At 56.4% G+C, this 18,206-nt stretch carries 10 protein-coding genes and 4 pseudogenes; 7 read left to right on the top strand and 7 right to left on the bottom strand.

The window, feature by feature from the left end:
• From MHZ89_RS10740 to MHZ89_RS10710, 7 genes and pseudogenes are all read left to right on the top strand, one after another.
• Positions 1 to 9,900, top strand: a complete 9,900-nt coding sequence (locus tag MHZ89_RS10740) for a hemagglutinin repeat-containing protein (protein ID WP_311782978.1) — start codon at positions 1 to 3, stop codon at positions 9,898 to 9,900.
• An 8-nt stretch (positions 9,901 to 9,908) separates the two neighbouring features.
• Positions 9,909 to 10,274, top strand: a complete 366-nt coding sequence (cdiI, locus tag MHZ89_RS10735; protein ID WP_311782977.1) for a ribonuclease toxin immunity protein CdiI — start codon at positions 9,909 to 9,911, stop codon at positions 10,272 to 10,274.
• Positions 10,275 to 10,351: 77 nt separating this feature from the next.
• Positions 10,352 to 11,896, top strand: a pseudogene (locus tag MHZ89_RS10730) (VENN motif pre-toxin domain-containing protein); the annotation flags it as partial.
• Between the two features lie 427 nt (positions 11,897 to 12,323).
• On the top strand, positions 12,324 to 12,701 hold the full coding sequence (locus MHZ89_RS10725) for a DUF6911 family protein (RefSeq protein WP_311782975.1): 378 nt from the start codon (positions 12,324 to 12,326) through the stop codon (positions 12,699 to 12,701).
• A gap of 133 nt (positions 12,702 to 12,834) precedes the next feature.
• On the top strand, positions 12,835 to 14,067 hold the full coding sequence (locus MHZ89_RS10720) for a VENN motif pre-toxin domain-containing protein (RefSeq protein WP_311782974.1): 1,233 nt from the start codon (positions 12,835 to 12,837) through the stop codon (positions 14,065 to 14,067).
• On the top strand, positions 14,051 to 14,314 hold the full coding sequence (locus tag MHZ89_RS10715; protein ID WP_311782973.1) for a hypothetical protein: 264 nt from the start codon (positions 14,051 to 14,053) through the stop codon (positions 14,312 to 14,314). Before MHZ89_RS10720 ends, MHZ89_RS10715 begins: the two co-directional genes overlap by 17 nt.
• A gap of 127 nt (positions 14,315 to 14,441) precedes the next feature.
• Positions 14,442 to 14,834, top strand: coding sequence for an SMI1/KNR4 family protein (locus MHZ89_RS10710; protein WP_311782972.1), 393 nt, complete (start codon positions 14,442 to 14,444; stop codon positions 14,832 to 14,834).
• Between the two features lie 6 nt (positions 14,835 to 14,840).
• Here MHZ89_RS10710 and MHZ89_RS10705 read toward each other — a convergent pair.
• The 7 genes and pseudogenes from MHZ89_RS10705 to MHZ89_RS10675 form a co-directional block, all read right to left on the bottom strand.
• Positions 14,841 to 15,065: pseudogene (locus MHZ89_RS10705) on the bottom strand (RNA 2'-phosphotransferase); the annotation flags it as partial.
• A 320-nt stretch (positions 15,066 to 15,385) separates the two neighbouring features.
• The gene (locus MHZ89_RS10700; RefSeq protein ID WP_311782971.1) at positions 15,386 to 15,859 is read right to left on the bottom strand and encodes a hypothetical protein; all 474 of its coding nucleotides are present in this window, start codon (positions 15,857 to 15,859) and stop codon (positions 15,386 to 15,388) included.
• A 2-nt stretch (positions 15,860 to 15,861) separates the two neighbouring features.
• Complete coding sequence (locus MHZ89_RS10695) at positions 15,862 to 16,122, bottom strand: hypothetical protein (protein ID WP_311782970.1); 261 nt, start codon at positions 16,120 to 16,122, stop codon at positions 15,862 to 15,864.
• A 302-nt stretch (positions 16,123 to 16,424) separates the two neighbouring features.
• Positions 16,425 to 16,721 (bottom strand): contact-dependent growth inhibition system immunity protein, encoded by a 297-nt coding sequence (locus MHZ89_RS10690; RefSeq protein WP_311782969.1) that lies wholly within the window; start codon positions 16,719 to 16,721, stop codon positions 16,425 to 16,427.
• Between the two features lie 7 nt (positions 16,722 to 16,728).
• The gene (locus MHZ89_RS10685) at positions 16,729 to 17,550 is read right to left on the bottom strand and encodes an RNase A-like domain-containing protein (RefSeq protein ID WP_311782968.1); all 822 of its coding nucleotides are present in this window, start codon (positions 17,548 to 17,550) and stop codon (positions 16,729 to 16,731) included.
• Between the two features lie 254 nt (positions 17,551 to 17,804).
• Positions 17,805 to 17,972, bottom strand: a pseudogene (locus tag MHZ89_RS10680) (primase-like DNA-binding domain-containing protein); the annotation flags it as partial.
• Positions 17,962 to 18,117: pseudogene (locus tag MHZ89_RS10675) on the bottom strand (integrase arm-type DNA-binding domain-containing protein); the annotation flags it as partial. The pseudogenes MHZ89_RS10680 and MHZ89_RS10675, both read right to left, overlap by 11 nt.
• Positions 18,118 to 18,206 lie beyond the last annotated feature (89 nt).

The raw sequence follows: 18,206 nt of genomic DNA, 5'->3' as shown, positions 1-18,206 counted from the left end.
ATGAACAGAAACCTGTACCGAATCATTTTCAACAAAGCGCGCGGCATGCTGATGGTAGTGGCCGATATTGCCCGTTCGGGCCGCGCGGGCAGTTCCCGCTCCTCCGGCGTAGGCCATACCCTGAGCCGCCTGATCGGCAAAGTCGGGGCGCTGAGTTTTAGCCTCTGGCTGGCGATGGGTGTGATACAGCCCGCCAGCGCCGCGATCGTGGCGGACGCGCAGGCGCCTGGCGGACAGCAGCCGACCATTATCAACAGCGCTAACGGCACGCCGCAGATCAATATCCAGACCCCCTCCGCAGGCGGCGTTTCGCGCAACAGCTACAGCCAGTTCGATGTCGGGCAGCAGGGCGCCATCCTGAACAACTCGCATAAAAACGTGCAGACCGAACTGGGCGGCATGGTGAGCGGCAACCCCTGGCTCGCCAGAGGCGAAGCCAAAGTGATCCTCAACGAGGTCAACTCGCGCGATCCCAGCCGCCTGAACGGTTTTGTGGAGGTGGCAGGACAAAAAGCGGAGGTGGTGATCGCCAACCCGTCCGGCATCACCTGCAACGGCTGCGGTTTTATCAACGCCAACCGCGCCACGCTGACCACAGGCCAGGCGCAGATGAATAACGGCAACCTCACCGGCTTTAACGTCGAGCGCGGAGAGGTGGCGGTCGAAGGCGCAGGGATGGACAGCTCGCGCCAGGACTACACCGACATTATTGCCCGCTCGGTAAAAATCAACGCCAGCGTCTGGGCTAACGACCTGAAGGTGACTACCGGCCGTAACCAGGTGGACGCGGCGCATCAGCAGGTAACGAAACAGAGCGACGATCCCGCCTCGCGCCCGCAGATGGCGCTCGATGTCTCCAGCCTTGGCGGCATGTATGCCGGGAAAATTCGCTTGATCGGCACCGAAGCGGGCGTCGGCGTGTGCAACGCCGGCAGCATCGGCGCGCAGGCGGGCACCGTCGTGATCAGCGCCGACGGCCGCATTGAGAACAGCGGCAGCATACAGAGCAGCGGCGATCTGCAGGTTGCCGCCAGCGAGGGCGTCAGCAACAGCGGCGCGATCTTCTCCGGCGGCAACGCCACGATCTCCAGCGCGGCGGAGGTAGCGAACAGTGGCTCTGTTGCCGCACGCAATAACGTCGCGCTTCAGGCAGCCAGCCTGAACAGCACCAAAGAGAGCATCCTCGCCGCTGGCGTGCAGAGCGACGGCAAGATCGGTGACTCAGGCGATCTGACGCTCGCTACCTCAGGCAAGCTGACCGCGCAGGGGCAGAACCTGGCGGGCGGCAACCTGGCCGCGCGCGGGCAGGGGTTGGATCTCAGCGGCAGCCGGACGCAGGGGAAAAATATCACCCTCGACGCCCGCGACAGCGATCTGGTTACGCGCAACGGCGCTATCGCCGCGCAGCAGCAGCTCAGCGCCAGCACCGGCAAACGGCTGGATAACGACGGCGGCACGCTGACGGCGAATAAGCTCGATTTGCACGCTCACGATCTCTCCAGCCAGCAGGGCCAGATCACGCAAACCGGCGGCGACGATCTCTCGCTGACGCTGCAGGGCGACCTGAATAACCGCGGCGGGCGTATTGCGACCAACAGCAGCAACCTGACCCTTAGCGCCGACACCCTGGATAATCAGTCCGGCGAGATTACCCATGCCGGCAGCGGCACGCTGGCGGTTAACGCACGCAGCCTGCAGGGCAGCGGCGGCAGGCTGATCTCGAACGGCCAGCTCAGCCTGCGCGGCGGCGAGCTTAACCTCGATAACGGTACCACTTCCGCTCAGCAGATCGATGCTGACGCCGACAGCCTGTCGAACCGCCAGGGCCAGATAGTGCAGAGCGGCAGCGGCGCGATGCGTTTGCATACGCGCGGCGCGCTCGACAATGAAGGTGGCCAGCTGACGGCCAACGGCGATATCGATCTCAGTGCGGCAGCGCTCAATAACCGCTCCGGCACCCTCGTTGCTGCGCAGCAGGGCAGCCTGACGGCGCAGGTTAGCGGCGCGGTGGATAACCGCCAGGGCGAAGTGGCGGCGAGCCGCAACGTCACGCTAAACGCCGAGCGGCTGGACAACAGCCAGGGCAAGGTGACGGCGGCGACGGGCAGCGGCAGCATTACGACGCAGCAGGCGCTGGCGAATCAGGCTGGACGCCTTGAAGCGCAGCAGGACTTTACCCTCAATGCCGCCGGGCTGGAGAATCAGGGCGGCAAGCTGCTCGGCAATAACCTTACGCTGGCGCTGGGCCAGAACGCGCTGGATAACCAGAACGGCGTTATCGCCGCCACTGGCGCGCTGCGCAGCGACAGCGGCGCGCTAAATAACGACGGCGGACTGCTGCAGGCAGGTGGCGATCTGCTGCTCGATACACACGGCGCGCGCCTGAGCAACCAGCTGAGCGGCGACAGCGGCGGCATACTCAGCTCCGGCGCGCTGACGCTGCGCAGCGGCGAACTGGATAACCGCCAGGGGATGCTGGCGGGCGGCGGCGATACGCAGCTGACCACCCAGGGGCTCAATAACAGCGGCGGCACGCTGGTGGGCAAGCAGCGCCTGCAGATCAGCAGCGACGGCGCGCTGACCAATGACGCGGGCCTGCTGCAGTCGGGCGGCGATGCCAGCATCGACACCCACGGCTTTGCGCTGAGCAACCGCGACAGCGGCAGCAAGGGCGGCATCAGCAGTCTGGGCGCGCTTACCCTTAACGCAGGCGCGACCGACAACCAGCAGGGCTTTATCGCCAGCCAGGGCGAGCTTCTTTTCCAGGGCGCGGAGCTGGCGAATCAACACGGCACCCTGGCCCCACAGGCGGGACTTTCCGCCGCTGCGGAGACTATCAACAACCAGAGCGGGACGATTAAAGCGGGCCAGGGACTGACCCTGAGCGCGACACAGTTGCTGGATAACCAGAGCGGCGTTATCGGCGCGGGCAAGGCGCTGCGCGTGACCGCCGGAGAGCTGCTCAACGGCCAGGGCACGCTGGCGAGCGGCGAGACGGGCCAGCTGGATTTCGGCGTGCTGGATAACCGCGACGGGCAGGTGGCGGCGCAGCAGGCACTGACGCTGCGCGGCGGCACGCTGAACAACAGCGACGGTGGCCTGATCCAGAGCGGCGATCGCCTCGATATCGGCGTGGACACGCTGCTCAACCAAAACAGCGGCGACAAAGGCGGCCTGACCAGCCAGGGCGATATGGTTATCGCCGCAGAGAAAATGGATAACGCGCAGGGTCTGGCCCTGAGCGGAAAAGCCTTGCAGCTGGATGCAGGCGGGTTAAATAATGCGGCTGGTACGCTGGTAGCGCAAAACCAGCTCCGCCTCGCCACACAATCCGCACTCAATAACCGGGCAGGCCTGCTGCAGGGCGGTAGCGTGCTTGTTGACAGCAACGGTCAGGGCATCAACAACGAAAACGGCACGCTCTACAGCCTGGGCGATCTGCGCCTGCAAAGCGGCGATCTCAACAATCAGGCCGGTACGCTGGGCGCGAAGGGCGACCTTACGCTGCAAAGCGGCGAGCTGGATAACCGCAATGGCGGGCGCGTGGTCAGCGAACAGGCGGCCAGCCTCAATGCCACGCATCTGGATAACCGCGGCGGGCAGATCCAGAGCATCGGCGATCTGCTGCTGTCGAGCGCGCAGGGTGCGATAGATAACGCCGCCGGGCTTATCCGCAGCGGCGCGAACGCCGTACTTAACGCGCTGCAGCTGAACAATCAGGACACCCAGGGCGCGCAGCAGGGCATCGAAGCGGCGAATATCGAGATCAACAGCGGCAGCCTGGCTAACCAGCGCGGCGCGCTGCTGGCCGATAAGCAACTGACCATCAACAGCACCGGCCCGCTCGACAACAGCAGCGGGCAGATAAGCGCCGGAGAGGCGTTATCGCTTCAGGGCGACGGCCTGACGCTGACCAACAGCGCGGGCGTCGTCAAAGCGGGCCGATCGCTGGCGATCCGCGCCGATCGCATCGGCGGCGACGGTCAGCTGCTTTCCCTCGGCGATATCACTCTGGTCAGCCAGCAGAGCCTGAACAACAGCGGCGAGATGATCGCCAACGGCAACTTTAACTTCACCACGCCAGGCGACGTCACCAACAGCGGCAAGCTGCTGGCGGGCGGCAAGCTGGATCTGCGCGCCAGTAATCTGCTGAACGCCGCCAGCGGCGAAATCAACGCCGGGCAGGACTGGCTGACGCTGAACGGCCAGCTAACCAACTACGGCCTGATCGACGGCAAACAGACGCTGCTGAAGGCAGGCACCTTAACCAATATCGGCAGCGGCCGTATCTACGGCGATACGGTGGGCGTGCAGGCTGGGGTCTTCAATAACCTGGCGGAAAACGGCACCGCCGCCACGCTGGCCGGACGCGAGCGGGTCGATATCGGCGTCCAGACGCTGAACAACCGCGATCACGGCCTGATCTACAGCGCTGGGGATATGGCGCTGGGCGGCGAACTGAACGCCGACGGGCTGGCGACCGGCAAGGCCGATACCATCAACAACCATAGCGCGACCATTGAGTCGGCGGGCGATATGCTCCTTACCGCCGGACAGATCAATAACGTCAACGATCACTTCAGCACCGAACTGGCGACCGTTTCCACGGAGGCGATCACTGAGTATCAGCAGTCGGGTGATACGGTGCGCTGGAAAGCGGGTGAAGAAGGCGTCTTTGTCGATCGCAACTCCGCTGACTCGCTGCGCAACCTCAACACGCCGGGCAAAACCGGCAGCAACCACGACCGCTTCACCCAGTATGACTACACCCGTACGGTGCAGGAGACCCAGATTGCCGAAAGCGATCCGGCTAAGATCATCGCGGGCGGCAATATGACGGTGAACGCCGATAAGGTGTTCAACGATAAAAGCCAGATGGTAGCGGGCAATACGCTGACGATGAACGCGGGCGAGCTGGATAACGTCGAGGTGGCGGGCCAGCGCATCACGACCGACGTTGGTAAGTCCACCCGCTACTACCGCATCCGCCATAAAGGCGGTGACAGTCAGGGCAAAAAAACCTCGGCCTATACGCCGCCGGATGTGATTGAGACGATTGCGCTGAAGCCGAGCGAGCTGGTCGATCACGGCGACATCAGCGGCAGCCCGGTCACGATTGCGCCGCAGAGCGCGCAGGGAACCAACGCGGTTATCGGCCATACCGGCAGCGTCAGCGCCGCCGTGGCGGGCAGCACGCTTTCGCCTGACCTGCAGAAGGTCGATACCGGCGCGCTGCCAGGCATTGCCACCGCCGCGCTCAAGCCGGGCCAGCGCTTCGAGGTCGCCAGCAGCGTTACGCCGCAGCAGGGAGAAGCGGCGCGCGTGGTGCGCATCGTCGGGCCGGATACGCGCCTGCCGGATAACAGCCTGTTTAAGACCAACCCGTCGCCCGACGGCAAATATCTGGTAGAGACCGATCCGCGCTTCACCCAGGAGAAGCAGTGGCTGAGCAGCGACTATATGCAGGACGCGCTGACGCAGAACAGCGATAGCGTCCTGAAGCGCCTCGGCGACGGTTTCTACGAGCAGCGCCTGATCCGTGAGCAGGTAATCAACCTGACGGGCCAGCGCTATCTGGAGGGATACAGCAACGACGAAGAGCAGTATAAGGCGCTGATGAACAACGGCATCGCCTTTGGCAAGCAGTACAACCTGACGCTCGGCGTGGCGCTGACGCCAGAGCAGATGGCGCTGCTGACCGAGGATATCGTCTGGCTTGTCAACGCGCAGGTCAGCCTGCCGGACGGCTCCAGCCAGACGGTACTGGTGCCGCAGGTTTACGCGCGCGTGCAGCCGGGCGATGTGGACGGCAGCGGCGCGCTGATTGCGGGCCGCAACCTCAACCTGAACCTGGGCGGCGGGCTGTTTAACAGCGGCACCCTGGCCGGACGCGAAGTAGTGAAGCTGAGCGCCGACAACATCACTAACCTGGCGGGCACCATTAAAGGCGCGAGCGTGGATCTCAACGCCCGCACTGATATTAATAACATCGGCGGCGCGATCCAGGGCACCGACGCGCTACTGGCAAACGCCGGTCGGGATATCAACGCCGTCAGCACTACGCGCAGCGTCGAGAGCCAGAACGGCGATAACAGCTTTGCGCGCACCAGCGTTGACAGCGTGGCGGGCATGTACGTGCAGGGCGACGACGGCAGGCTGATCCTGCAGGCCGGGCGCGATATCAACCTGACGGCGGCACAGGTGGTCAACAGCGGCGAAGAGAGCCAGACGGTGATCCATGCGGGCCGCGACCTCAGTCTTAACACCGTCACTACCGCAAGCCGCGACGATATCGTCTGGGACGCAGACAACAGCCTGAAACAGGGCAACACGCAGCAGGTCGGTAGCGAAGTGGTGGGCAAAGGCGATGTTAGCCTGCTGGCGGGCAACGATCTGAACGCCAGCGCCGCCACCCTCTCAGCGGACGACGCGCTGGCGCTTACCGCCGGCCACGACGTGACGCTTCTCAACGGCGAGAACACTAAGGATCTGGATGAGCGCTACAAGGCGACCGGCAGCAGCGGCTGGCTGTCGAAAAGCACCCTCAAAACGCGCGATCAGATTTCGCAGCAGACGGCGCAGGGCAGCGCGCTGAGCGGCGACAGCGTCACGGTCGCGGCGGGCAACGACCTGCGCGTGCAGGGGAGCCAGGTTACGGGCACCAATGACGTCGTCCTGCAGGCGGGCAACGATCTCAGCATCCTGGGCGCCACGGAGCGCAACAGCGAGCAGCATCTGTCGCAGGAGAAAAAAAGCGGGCTGTCAGGCACCGGCGGCATCGGTTTCAGCATCGGCTCGCAGAGCCTGAAAACCACCGAGACGGGGCAGGATCTGACTAACCAGGGCAGCACCGTCGGCAGCGTTAATGGCAACGTGGCGCTGGAGGCGGGCAACCGCCTTGACGTTACCGGCTCCGAGCTTATCGCCGGTAAAAACCTGACGCTGGACGGCCGGGAGGTAAGCATCACCGCGGCGGAGAACCAGAGCAGCCAGACGCGCAGGGTGGAGCAGAAAACCTCCGGCCTGACGCTGGCGCTCTCCGGTACGGTGGGCAGCGCGCTGAATACGGCGACGCAGACGGTGCAGGAGGCGAAGTCCGCCGACAGCGGACGGCTGGCGGCGCTGCAGGCCACCAAAGCCGCGCTCAACGGCGTGGAGGCGGTGCAGGCCGCGCGCCTGGCGGCGGCGCAGGGCAACAGCCCACAGAACAGCAACACCATCGGCATCAGCCTCTCTTACGGCAGCCAGTCCTCCACCTCGACCCAGAACAGTGAGCAGCGCACCGCCCAGGGCAGCAGCCTGACGGCGGGAGATAACCTGAGCGTGGTGGCGCGGGGCAGCGGGGTGAAAGGGGCCGACGGCGACCTGAGGGTGCAGGGCAGCCAGCTGCAGGCCGGCAGGGACGTGCTGCTGTCGGCGAACCGGGACCTCAGCCTGCTTTCGGCGGAGAACACCTCGTCGCTGGAGGGCAAAAACGAGAGCCACGGCGGCACCCTTGGCGTGGGCGTCGGGGTCGGCCAGGGCGGCTGGGGCTTCAATATTTCCGCCAGCGTCAACAAGAGCAAGGGCAGCGAGCAGGGCAGCGGCGTCACCCATACGGAGACCCAGGTGAGCGCGGGGAACCAGGTGACGATGGTGAGCGGGCGCGACACCACGCTTCAGGGCGCGCAGGTAAGCGGGGAGAGGGTGAAGGCGGACGTGGGCCGCAACCTGACGCTGGCGAGCGAGCAGGACAGCGACCGCTACGACTCGAAGCAGCAGAGCGTCAGCGCGGGGGGCAGCTTTAACATCGGCTCCATGACCGGCTCGGCGAGCCTGAGCGCCTCGCGGGACAAAATGCACAGCAACTGGCAGAGCGTGGAGGAGCAGACCGGCATCTTTGCGGGCAAGGGGGGCTTTGACGTCACCGTCGGGGAGCACACACAGCTGGACGGGGCGGTTATCGGCTCCACCGCCGCGGCGGATAAAAACCGGCTGGAGACGGGCACGCTCGGGTTCAGCGACATCGAGAACCGGGCGGATTACAAGGTAGAGCACCAGAGCGCGGGCATCAGCACCGGCGGAAGCATTGCCGGCCAGTTTGCCGGGAACATGGCGAACGGGCTGCTGGTGGGGGCGAACCACAGCGGCAGCGACAGCTCGACCACGAAGGCGGCGGTGAGCGAGGGCGCGATAGTTATCCGCGACCAGGCCAGCCAGGCCCAGGACGTGAGCGGGCTGAGCCGGGACGTTGAGCACGCGAACCAGACGCTCTCCCCGATATTCGACAAGGAAAAAGAACAAAACCGGCTGCAGGAGGCGCAGCTGATAGGGGAGATTGGGAACCAGGCGGCGGATATTGCCCGGACGGAGGGGCAGATACGGGCCACGAATGCCGGTAAGGCGGAGCTGGCCTCGCACGATATCAAAGAGCCCGCCAAAGGTGCCTCAAAAGAGGAGTGGGAAAGATATAACGAGAAGCTGACGGCAACGGACAGCTATAAGGCGGCCCAGCAGCAGTGGGGAACCGGCAGCGCCATCCAGCAGGGTATTCAGGCGGCCACGGCGGCGGTGCAGGGCCTGGCGGGCGGCAACCTGGCGCAGGCGGCCAGCGGGGCGGCAGCGCCTTACCTGGCGGAAGTCATTCACGACATGACCACCACGAAGGACGCAAACGGCCATGACGTGGTGAACGTCCAGGCGAATCTGATGGCTCACGCCGTGGTGGGCGCGGTGACGGCCTACGCGGCGGGCAACAGCGCGGTCGCAGGTGCCTCGGGCGCGGCGATGGGCGAATATATCGCGCAGCAGATGTATCCGGGGGTGAAACGCGAGGACCTGACGGAAGATCAGCGCCAGACGATAAGCACGCTGGGTACGCTGGCGGCAGCGCTGGCGGGCGGGGTAACCGGGGACAGTACGGCGGGTGCGGTGGCGGGTGCGCAGGCCGGTAAGAATGCGGTTGAGAATAACTGGCTGCATGTAAACGAAAAGACAGAACTTGAGGTAGCGAAACAGAAACTTAAAAGCAACGATCCGGCAGAGCGCGAGAAGGCACAGCAAAAGATAAACGACCTGCTGGAGAAAAGTATCAGCCGTGACCAGAAGGTGATAGATGCCTGTGGCAACGGAAAGGCTGCCAGTGCGGGATGCGCCGCAGCAAGGCTTGAGGCTTACTCGGCCAAAAGTGAATATGAAACCGGTAACTACAATAACAAAGTCAGTGACATGTACCCGGATGCCTACGGGCAGATAGTGAACCTGCTGAATATCACCAGCGTCGATGCACAAAATCAGCAGCAGGTGAAGGATGCGATGGTGAACTACGCCATGGTGCAGTTTGGTATTGATAAGATAACAGCTCAGAATTATGTTGAAACATACGACGGGATGAAGACGGTAGCGGCATCGATGACACCCGTATTAGGTGCTGCGGCTGTTAGTAAACTCAGTACGCTGGCTGAAAAAGTTGTTGTCTATCCATCTGGAATTAATTTCAGAATCGATCAGCCAAAGCATCTGGCAACAGTTGATGGATTTACACAGAAAAATGGTATCTCAGGTGGGCACAATGCCAATGCATTTTATGATGCGGCCAAAGAATACAATGTGAAAATTGTCAGTGAAACTCCTACAGGAACAAAAGGTATTACAGAAGTGAAATATCTTATACCGACTAAAAATAGGGCTGGAAACCTTACCGGGGATTACAAAGCAACACCGGAAACAAAAACTATCTATGATCCTAAAATATTTACAGATCAGAAAATATTGGAGCTTGGGCAGCAGGCTGCTGCAAAAGGCTTTAATGATGCAATGGCCAGTAAGAGTGGTCAAACAAATGTAAGTGTAGATGGTGTTAATTTTAGAATATATGTGGATAAAACGACTGGAAGAGTACGTAATTTCCATCCTAATTGAGGTGAGTTGTGAAAAAAGAATTATTTACTCAGAAAGATGTGGATGACGGATTCAATTTAATTGTTGTGTCATATTTTGACAGAATGTATGAAGATGGTGATTTTATAGAGACTCTTGAATTATTTTCTAATGGAGGTGCTTTAAATAAAGATGGGGCTTATTGCAATTTTCCCGATATGAACAGCTATGACGAAAGTGAACACTTTGAAGGTGTGGAATTTGCTGTTGGTTATCCACCTTCTGAAGCCGATAGTGTCATTGTCAGTGAAGAAACCTGCTACCACTATGTGCGTCTGGCGTGTGAAAGGTATTTAAAACTGCATCCCGAAGATACAGAAAAGGTAAACAGTTTACTGGCTAAAATTCCTGCCTGATATAAAAATCCCGCCCTTATCTGGCGGGTTTCTTCGCCTGTCACTTAGCCCCAGTCCGTATTATCAGTCGCTTAGTGGGCAAGGGCGGCTTTGACGTCAGCGTCGGGGCGCACACCCGGCTGGACGGGGCGGTTATCGGCTCCACCGCCGCGGCGGATAAAAACCGGCTGGAGACGGGCACGCTCGGGTTCAGCGACATCGAGAACCGGGCGGATTACAAGGTAGAGCACCAGAGCGCGGGCATCAGCACCGGCGGAAGCATTGCCGGCCAGTTTGCCGGGAACATGGCGAACGGGCTGCTGGTGGGGGCGAACCACAGCGGCAGCGACAGCTCGACCACGAAGGCGGCGGTGAGCGAGGGCGCGATAGTTATCCGCGACCAGGCCAGCCAGGCCCAGGACGTGAGCGGGCTGAGCCGGGACGTTGAGCACGCGAACCAGACGCTCTCCCCGATATTCGACAAGGAAAAAGAACAAAACCGGCTGCAGGAGGCGCAGCTGATAGGGGAGATTGGGAACCAGGCGGCGGATATTGCCCGGACGGAGGGGCAGATACGGGCCACGAATGCCGGTAAGGCGGAGCTGGCCTCGCACGATATCAAAGAGCCCGCCAAAGGTGCCTCAAAAGAGGAGTGGGAAAGATATAACGAGAAGCTGACGGCAACGGACAGCTATAAGGCGGCCCAGCAGCAGTGGGGAACCGGCAGCGCCATCCAGCAGGGTATTCAGGCGGCCACGGCGGCGTTGCAGGGACCGGCGGCCGGCTACCAGTCGCAGGCTTCCAGCTGGTCGGCAGCGCCTTACCTGGCGGAAGTCATTCACGACATGACCACCACGAAGGACGCAAACGGCCATGACGTGGTGAACGTCCAGGCGAATCTGATGGCTCACGCCGTGGTGGGCGCGGTGACGGCCTACGCGGCGGGCAACAGCGCGGTCGCAGGTGCCTCGGGCGCGGCGATGGGCGAATATATCGCGCAGCAGATGTATCCGGGGGTGAAACGCGAGGACCTGACGGAAGATCAGCGCCAGACGATAAGCACGCTGGGTACGCTGGCGGCAGCGCTGGCGGGCGGGGTAACCGGGGACAGTACGGCGGGTGCGGTGGCGGGTGCGCAGGCCGGTAAGAATGCGGTTGAGAATAACTGGCTGCATGTAAACGAAAAGACAGAACTTGAGGTAGCGAAACAGAAACTTAAAAGCAACGATCCGGCAGAGCGCGAGAAGGCACAGCAAAAGATAAACGACCTGCTGGAGAAAAGTATCAGCCGTGACCAGAAGGTGATAGATGCCTGTGGCAACGGAAAGGCTGCCAGTGCGGGATGCGCCGCAGCAAGGCTTGAGGCTTACTCGGCCAAAAGTGAATATGAAACCGGTAACTACAATAACAAAGTCAGTGACATGTACCCGGATGCCTACGGGCAGATAGTGAACCTGCTGAATATCACCAGCGTTGATGCACAGAATCAACAGCAGGTGAAGGATGCACTGACGCAATATGCAATGGATGTGCTGGGTGTTGATCGCCAGACCGCACAGAGTTACGCCGAAACGAAGCAGGGAATGGATATCATTGTTGCTTCGGTGACGCCAGTATTGGGCTCGGCAGCAGCAAAACAACTCAGCAAAATTGTTGATGCTAATCTTAAGGTAGTTGCGAAAGGTTATGTCGATGGGGTTAAGTTCTCAGATACCAATCAGAGCGCACGACCTTCACAGTTGGCAGATTTTAATAAACCAACGCTGATTAACGATGTTGTACAAGCCAGGATAGACAAGCGACCAGATAAAAACCTGCCTAATGGAAATATGGGAACTGCTCATGCTGAAGTAGGTGTAATCCAGCAAGCATACGAAAAGGGAATGACTAAGGGTAAAGATATGCTTATGTCCGTAAGCGGTGAGAAGGTTTGTTCATATTGTATGAGTGACATAAAAATTATGGCTGAAAAATCAGGGCTTAAGTCGTTAACCCTCTTTGAGGAGACTACAGGCAGAACTTTATATTGGCAAGCAGGGACAAAAGGCTTCCGTGTAAAAGGAGCTAATGATGAATAAGTTACTTCTTTCATGGTCTATAGCACAAAAAGGGGGCTCCAAGAAATCTAATTGTTGGGATGACATTGCTAATTTACTAGATGATCTTCGTTTATCTAATGGCAGTGTAACAGTCGATAAATTAGACGACGAAGATTACTTGATTACAGAAATTCAGGTAAGAATGGAGAAAGATTTTTATCTGGTTACGTTCATGAATGAAGATGATGAGGTTATGTCGATTATTGATCTAACGCAACCAGATGAAAAAATACTAATCCTTGGGGATTACTGGCCAGCAAGTCAGCTTACAAAAGACTTTGATCTTGTAGTCAGAATATTTAGAGAGTTCTTCGATACTGGCAACGTATCAAAAAATCTTCTTAATTAAAGCAATCTTTGATAAGGAGAGGGAATAGAACCGGCTGCAGGAGGCGCAGCTGATAGGAGAGATAGGGAACCAGGCGGCGGATATTTTCAGAACCCAGGGGCAGATAGCGGCGACAAAAGCCGCAAACGAGCGGATGAAGAGTGTTACGCCGGACCAGCTGAAAGCGGCGGAAGCCGAATGGCGGGCGGCACAACCGGACAAAGAGCCGAAGGCGGGCGACATCAGCGGCCAGGTCTATCAGACCTTCTATAACGAGGCGTTTAACGCGAGCGGGTTAGGCACCGGCAGCACCATCCAGCAGGGCATTCAGGCGGCGACGGCGGCGGTGCAGGGTCTGGCGGGCGGCAACCTGGCACAGGCGGTCAGCGGGGCGGCAGCGCCTTACCTGGCGGAAGTTATTCACGACATGACCACCACGAAGGACGCGAACGGCCATGACGTGGTGAACGTCCAGGCGAACCTGATGGCCCACGCGGTGGTGGGCGCGGTGACGGCCTACGCGGCGGGCAACAGCGCGGTCGCGGGTGCGTCTGGCGCGGCGATGGGCGAGTATATCGCGCAGCAGATGTATCCGGGGGTGAAACGCGAGGACCTGACGGAGGAGCAGCGCCAGACGATAAGCACGCTGGGGACGCTGGCGGCAGCGCTGGCGGGTGCGGTGGCCGGGGCGCAGGCCGGGAAGAATGCGGTTGAGAATAACTCGTTGAGTGGTCTGGACGGGTTCGGCACCGGCTTCTGGAATAATGTTCAGGCCCAAGGATCGCTAGTGAATAATACGAATCTTACTGATGAAACGGGCAAAGTGCTGAATCCGGCAACACCAGAAGAGATTAAGTATGCTTCTGATAAGCTGGTTACGGGTGAATTACCTGACAGTGCAAATATCACCAAGGCTATCGTAGATGGATATAAGGATGGCGTATTGATCGCAGGATCCATGTATTTAGGTCCAGCCGCATCGGTTGGTAAAGTATTGAGTGGTGGAGTAATAGCGGAAATCGCTAACGGCACTTATCAATGGTTTGATTTGAACAAGTCGGGTAATGAAAACAAAACTTGGGATTATAAGGGTAGTGTCTCCGCAGGTATTAGTGGAATGTTGGCTCCGGGCCGGGATGTTTGGCAGAATGCTGCGATTGCCGTAGGTGCATCCATATTTAATGATGGGTTGGATAAAAGCTCTTTAGCAGGCACTGGTTCAGGATGGGTATTTGGTACAACGGTTGGTATAGTTGCGACGCCTGTATTTGACCCTATATTAGGTGCAGGTTCAGCTCCTGTTGGTGATATTATTGGTGCAGTAGGTGGAGAGTTTATAAGTAACGTTGTTAAGGATGAGGTTAAGAAAAATGATAAGAAAAAATAAGACTGCAATATGGCTATTGCTGGTAAGTATTATATATATGGTTGTTTGCTGCTTATTTTTTTTCTCTTTGGCGCTGATAGCTGTACAGCTAATAATTAGTCATAGGGTTGATATTGAAAAGTTAGATATTAAATATGTTTTGATAGCAAGTGTCATTGCAGGAACAGCCGCAGCTTTTAGATCATGGCTTTTTGCAAAAATAGATGAACGTAAATCCCGCAAATGTCCACCTTCTAATCCAGATTAACCTCAAAAAATCCCGACTTAAAAAACCGGGTTTTTTACCAGTCACCCAGCTAGCGGTTGGATGAACAGTTGCCCATGCTCAACATGGATCATACGATTCCCTAAGAATAACAGGAAAGGGTAAATAAATGATTGATAGATCCTATATGTATGAAAATTATTTATATCCAGGCTTTTCATTGCCTAATAGCTTTATTGATTATGTCTCAAATGACAAACTGGATGATATAGAGCCATGGTGGTTGTTTTGTTGTGCACAAAATTATGTTGATTTTTGGTGTGAGAAGATCAGAAAATTATATCCAAAGCGTAAACTTATACCTTTTGCTAATTGGCGTTATTCGGATGATATCGTATGTTTCGATGGCGAAGACACATCAACTGATCCAAAAGTATATTATGTTCATGCCTTTGCATCTGCTGGTTGGGAAGACAGAGGTTATACAGATAACTTTGATGAATGGCTGAAAATGGCTCGCCTCGAGTCAGTCCGCCATAAAGCAGATCTGGCTGATGATTAGTAGTCATTATTCCTGAATAAACTGATAAGGTACTTGCTCTGTTAACCAGACACCATTATCAGCCTGATAGAATTTAAAGCCCTGTTCATACATTGGCAGGGCATTTATTTTTAGCACTACTGGCCTGCCATGTCGTTGGCCAACCTGAATAGCAGTGGCTTTATCAGAAGACAAATGAACATGATGACGTGTTTTTGAAAGCAATCCTTGTTTTTGTATGGATGCTAAAAAATTGTGTCGCAGCTGGACGGGGCGGTTAACCATGTGTCTCAAAGGTTCGGTTTTAGCTAGTTAACTTCCGACTTCGCAGGAAAAATTGAAGACATAAAAAAGCCCGCCAGGCTTGCGTCGTGCGGGCTTTCAGGACTTCTACAGATGACTCTGGTAATCATCTTTCAAGCATTTTGGGCTGGCGGAATCTGAGTTTTCTAGACAATTTATTGTTTTTATTTGATTTTTATTAGTTCAACTTTGACTGATATACCAATGCCGTTTCGTCTCACCGCGTTATCGCCTGTTCTGGCGATAAAGTAAAAAGGAGGTAGGCTGGCTTATCGGCTACCGTCAGCCCTGGTCGGAGCTGGGTTAGCGGAGATATCAATGTATTTCCTTAATCCTGCTGGGCGGCTTACGCCGCGAGGATCGGAAAACGGCAGTTTAAGCGTGGGGGATTTCGATACTTTTACTGTCCATGTAGTATCGCCAATAAAGCTGAAGCTTGCAGAGCGGGGCGAAACCTTCAAATCTTCAAAGTGACCTGAAGTATAAGCGCCCCCGATAGTCAGTTCTTCTACTAGGCCTTGAGAAAGATCCAACAGCAGGATCGTCAGCATTTCTTCAAAGATGACGTCATCCGTCACGAATAAAAGATAGCGACGCGCATCGACTTTTATCGCAGCTTCAAGCACTTTTCCGGGAATGGTAATCCCTGTTAATCTGCCGTCTAGCAGCACTTCAGACCGGGCCTGGGCGGTATCTGTTGCTTTATTTACTTCCGATAACGATAGTGTCGTAACTTCTTCCATCTCTATTTCCACCAGTTGCCCATTTCCCATGCCGCTAAAGCACCGCCGACAAATCCGCCTAATAGCACGCACACGGGGGCGCCAGGCTCACACATTAAACCAGCAATAGCACCGCCAGCCCAACCGCCCGCAATACCTGCTCCGTTAATAGCAACCTGCCTTCCGGTTTCTGAAGCTTTATTGTCTGACGTGTATATTTCATACACTGATACCCCGATAGAAAGAACTATTAAGCCCTTAGCTGCACGGGATAATTTCATCATTCTCAGGTTAACCTGAGGGTTCGATTTGCCTGCTGACTCTACAAATTATCACAGGGTTCAGGCAGATCGTCTCGGAAGGATATAGACACAAAAAAGCCCGCCAGGCTTGCGCCGTGCGGGCTTTCAAGACTTCTACATATGACTCTGGTAATCATCTTTGAAGAATTTTGGTGGGCTGGCGGAGTCTGAATAAATATCCCAACTTATTGTTTTAAAGGTTTTTTGTTTAATTCAGTTTTCTTCCGTGTACCTAAACGTGTACCAATTATTTTTTCTCATCAGGAAATGTACTCCTGAAAACCTCATGGTTCTGACGAGATCTGACGTACTGTCATCAGGAATTCATGAGCAGTGGTTTCCCAAAGTTCAGGCGAAAAATCAAACCCGTATCGTCTCCTGAACTCCTCTTCGACACCGTTACCATATGCGGAGATAAAATCATCAACTTCTTCGACAAGATCTTTGAGCATCCAGTCTGGTGCTGACTTTTTGAATAGCCGTACTATGCCTTCAATCGTATCCTCGCCATCATTGATGATGTCGGCGTCCTGGTTGAAATAACCGAAAATCAATTGGTCAAGAAAGTGGAAGTTTTGCATTTTGTACCTATAGATCCGGGAACGCGGTGAGAATGTAATAGGGTTTGCCGTTATATTGCTGAAACTCAATAACAATTCTCACATTTGTCATGACTATCCGCTGGTTACTCCCGCGCCGGAAACCGTAGCCAATCGCTTTACCTGATGCATTACGAATAGTCAGCCTGGCTCCCTGCCTGCCTCCGCCAAGAACGGATTTTATAATGCCCCGGTTAGCAAAGAGCGCTCTCGATATGGCTTCTTCTGCTACCTGCGCGTTGGTAAAGGTGGTGGAATACTGCAAACGCTTATTCGCATCAAAGCGGGCTAACAACTCTGCATCGCTTTTGCCAACATGTGTGGAAAGCGTATGCCCGCCGGGTTTAAAACCCGTCATTGACTCATGTTCACTGAGTTTTATGCGGCCAGCTCTTACTGCTGCTACCCGGCTTGCGCCGATGCCAAGTGCAAATCCTAATGGAACAGCGATATCGACAGTCAGGCCGATTTTCATCGCTGTATCGTCATCTGCTCCAAAGGATTTGGCAATTGCTGTTGCTGCCTCGTAAGTTGCCGTGCGGGTGTCTCTGCCCACAATGAGCTGGTTTGCAGCAGAGTGAATGCTATCGAGACTATGTGCTCCGACAACTACACATCCTGCTTTTGTTAATCCGGTAGGTTCAGGTGCGATACACAGAGCAGTGGCGCCTGCCAGCTCAAGTGAACCCATGATAAGCCCCAGCCCCCCGAGGAGGCGGTTACTCATCGTTTCCGCCTCTGTGACTGTCTTATCAGAGAGCGCGGCAGCAAGCTGAACAGGGGACATCGCTATCTTTATGCCATCATCCATAATGAAACCTCATGTGTTTGAAAGATACACAGGTCGATTCTAACCCCTTTTCTGACTTGACCAATCATATCAGAGGCATAAATGATTTTAGTAAAAAGTGTTCACACTGTTCACTGTGGATTTTAAGTATTTTAAATCAGTTGGTTAGGTGGTGAAGGATTAAGGGCTGCGTGTACACTTGTGTTCATATGGAGTGATCACTCCGGGCTTAAACGTAAACAAACCGGCCTGAGCCGGTTTGTTTGCTGCGGGGTTTACTGGCTACATGCTGGCAGCCAGTCGGCCTCGCTGTCCTCATGTAACGTGAGATTGGTCTGGACGCCGTTATTCGTCCGGCGCTTCAGCAGAATGCGCTCATACTCTTTCAACGTCTGTGGCACTGCCTGGCCGAATGCAGTCAGGCTCAGCGGGTGCTGATGGCCGCTGATAGCGAAAGCGCCACAGTTTCTTACCAGACGTTTTTATGAGGATGAAAAGTCCATCGCCATCATGCAGCGTGAAGTCTTTCTCTAGAGGCTTAGCCTTGAGGATTTCGTTATTGGTGAGGGGGCGTGTAATCCGCGCCATGACTGGTTTCCGTCCATAATTGGTACATGTTTTTGGCCCACCTTATGTCGTGTACCTAAACGTGTACCAATAATCCCTGGATTCAGGCG

Source organism: Pantoea sp. ACRSB, assembly GCF_022346905.1.
GTDB classification, from domain to species: Bacteria; Pseudomonadota; Gammaproteobacteria; order Enterobacterales; family Enterobacteriaceae; genus Pantoea; species Pantoea piersonii.
The sequence above is the reverse complement of the archived record's forward strand: the minus strand, read 5'-3'. Positions and strand labels throughout refer to the sequence as shown.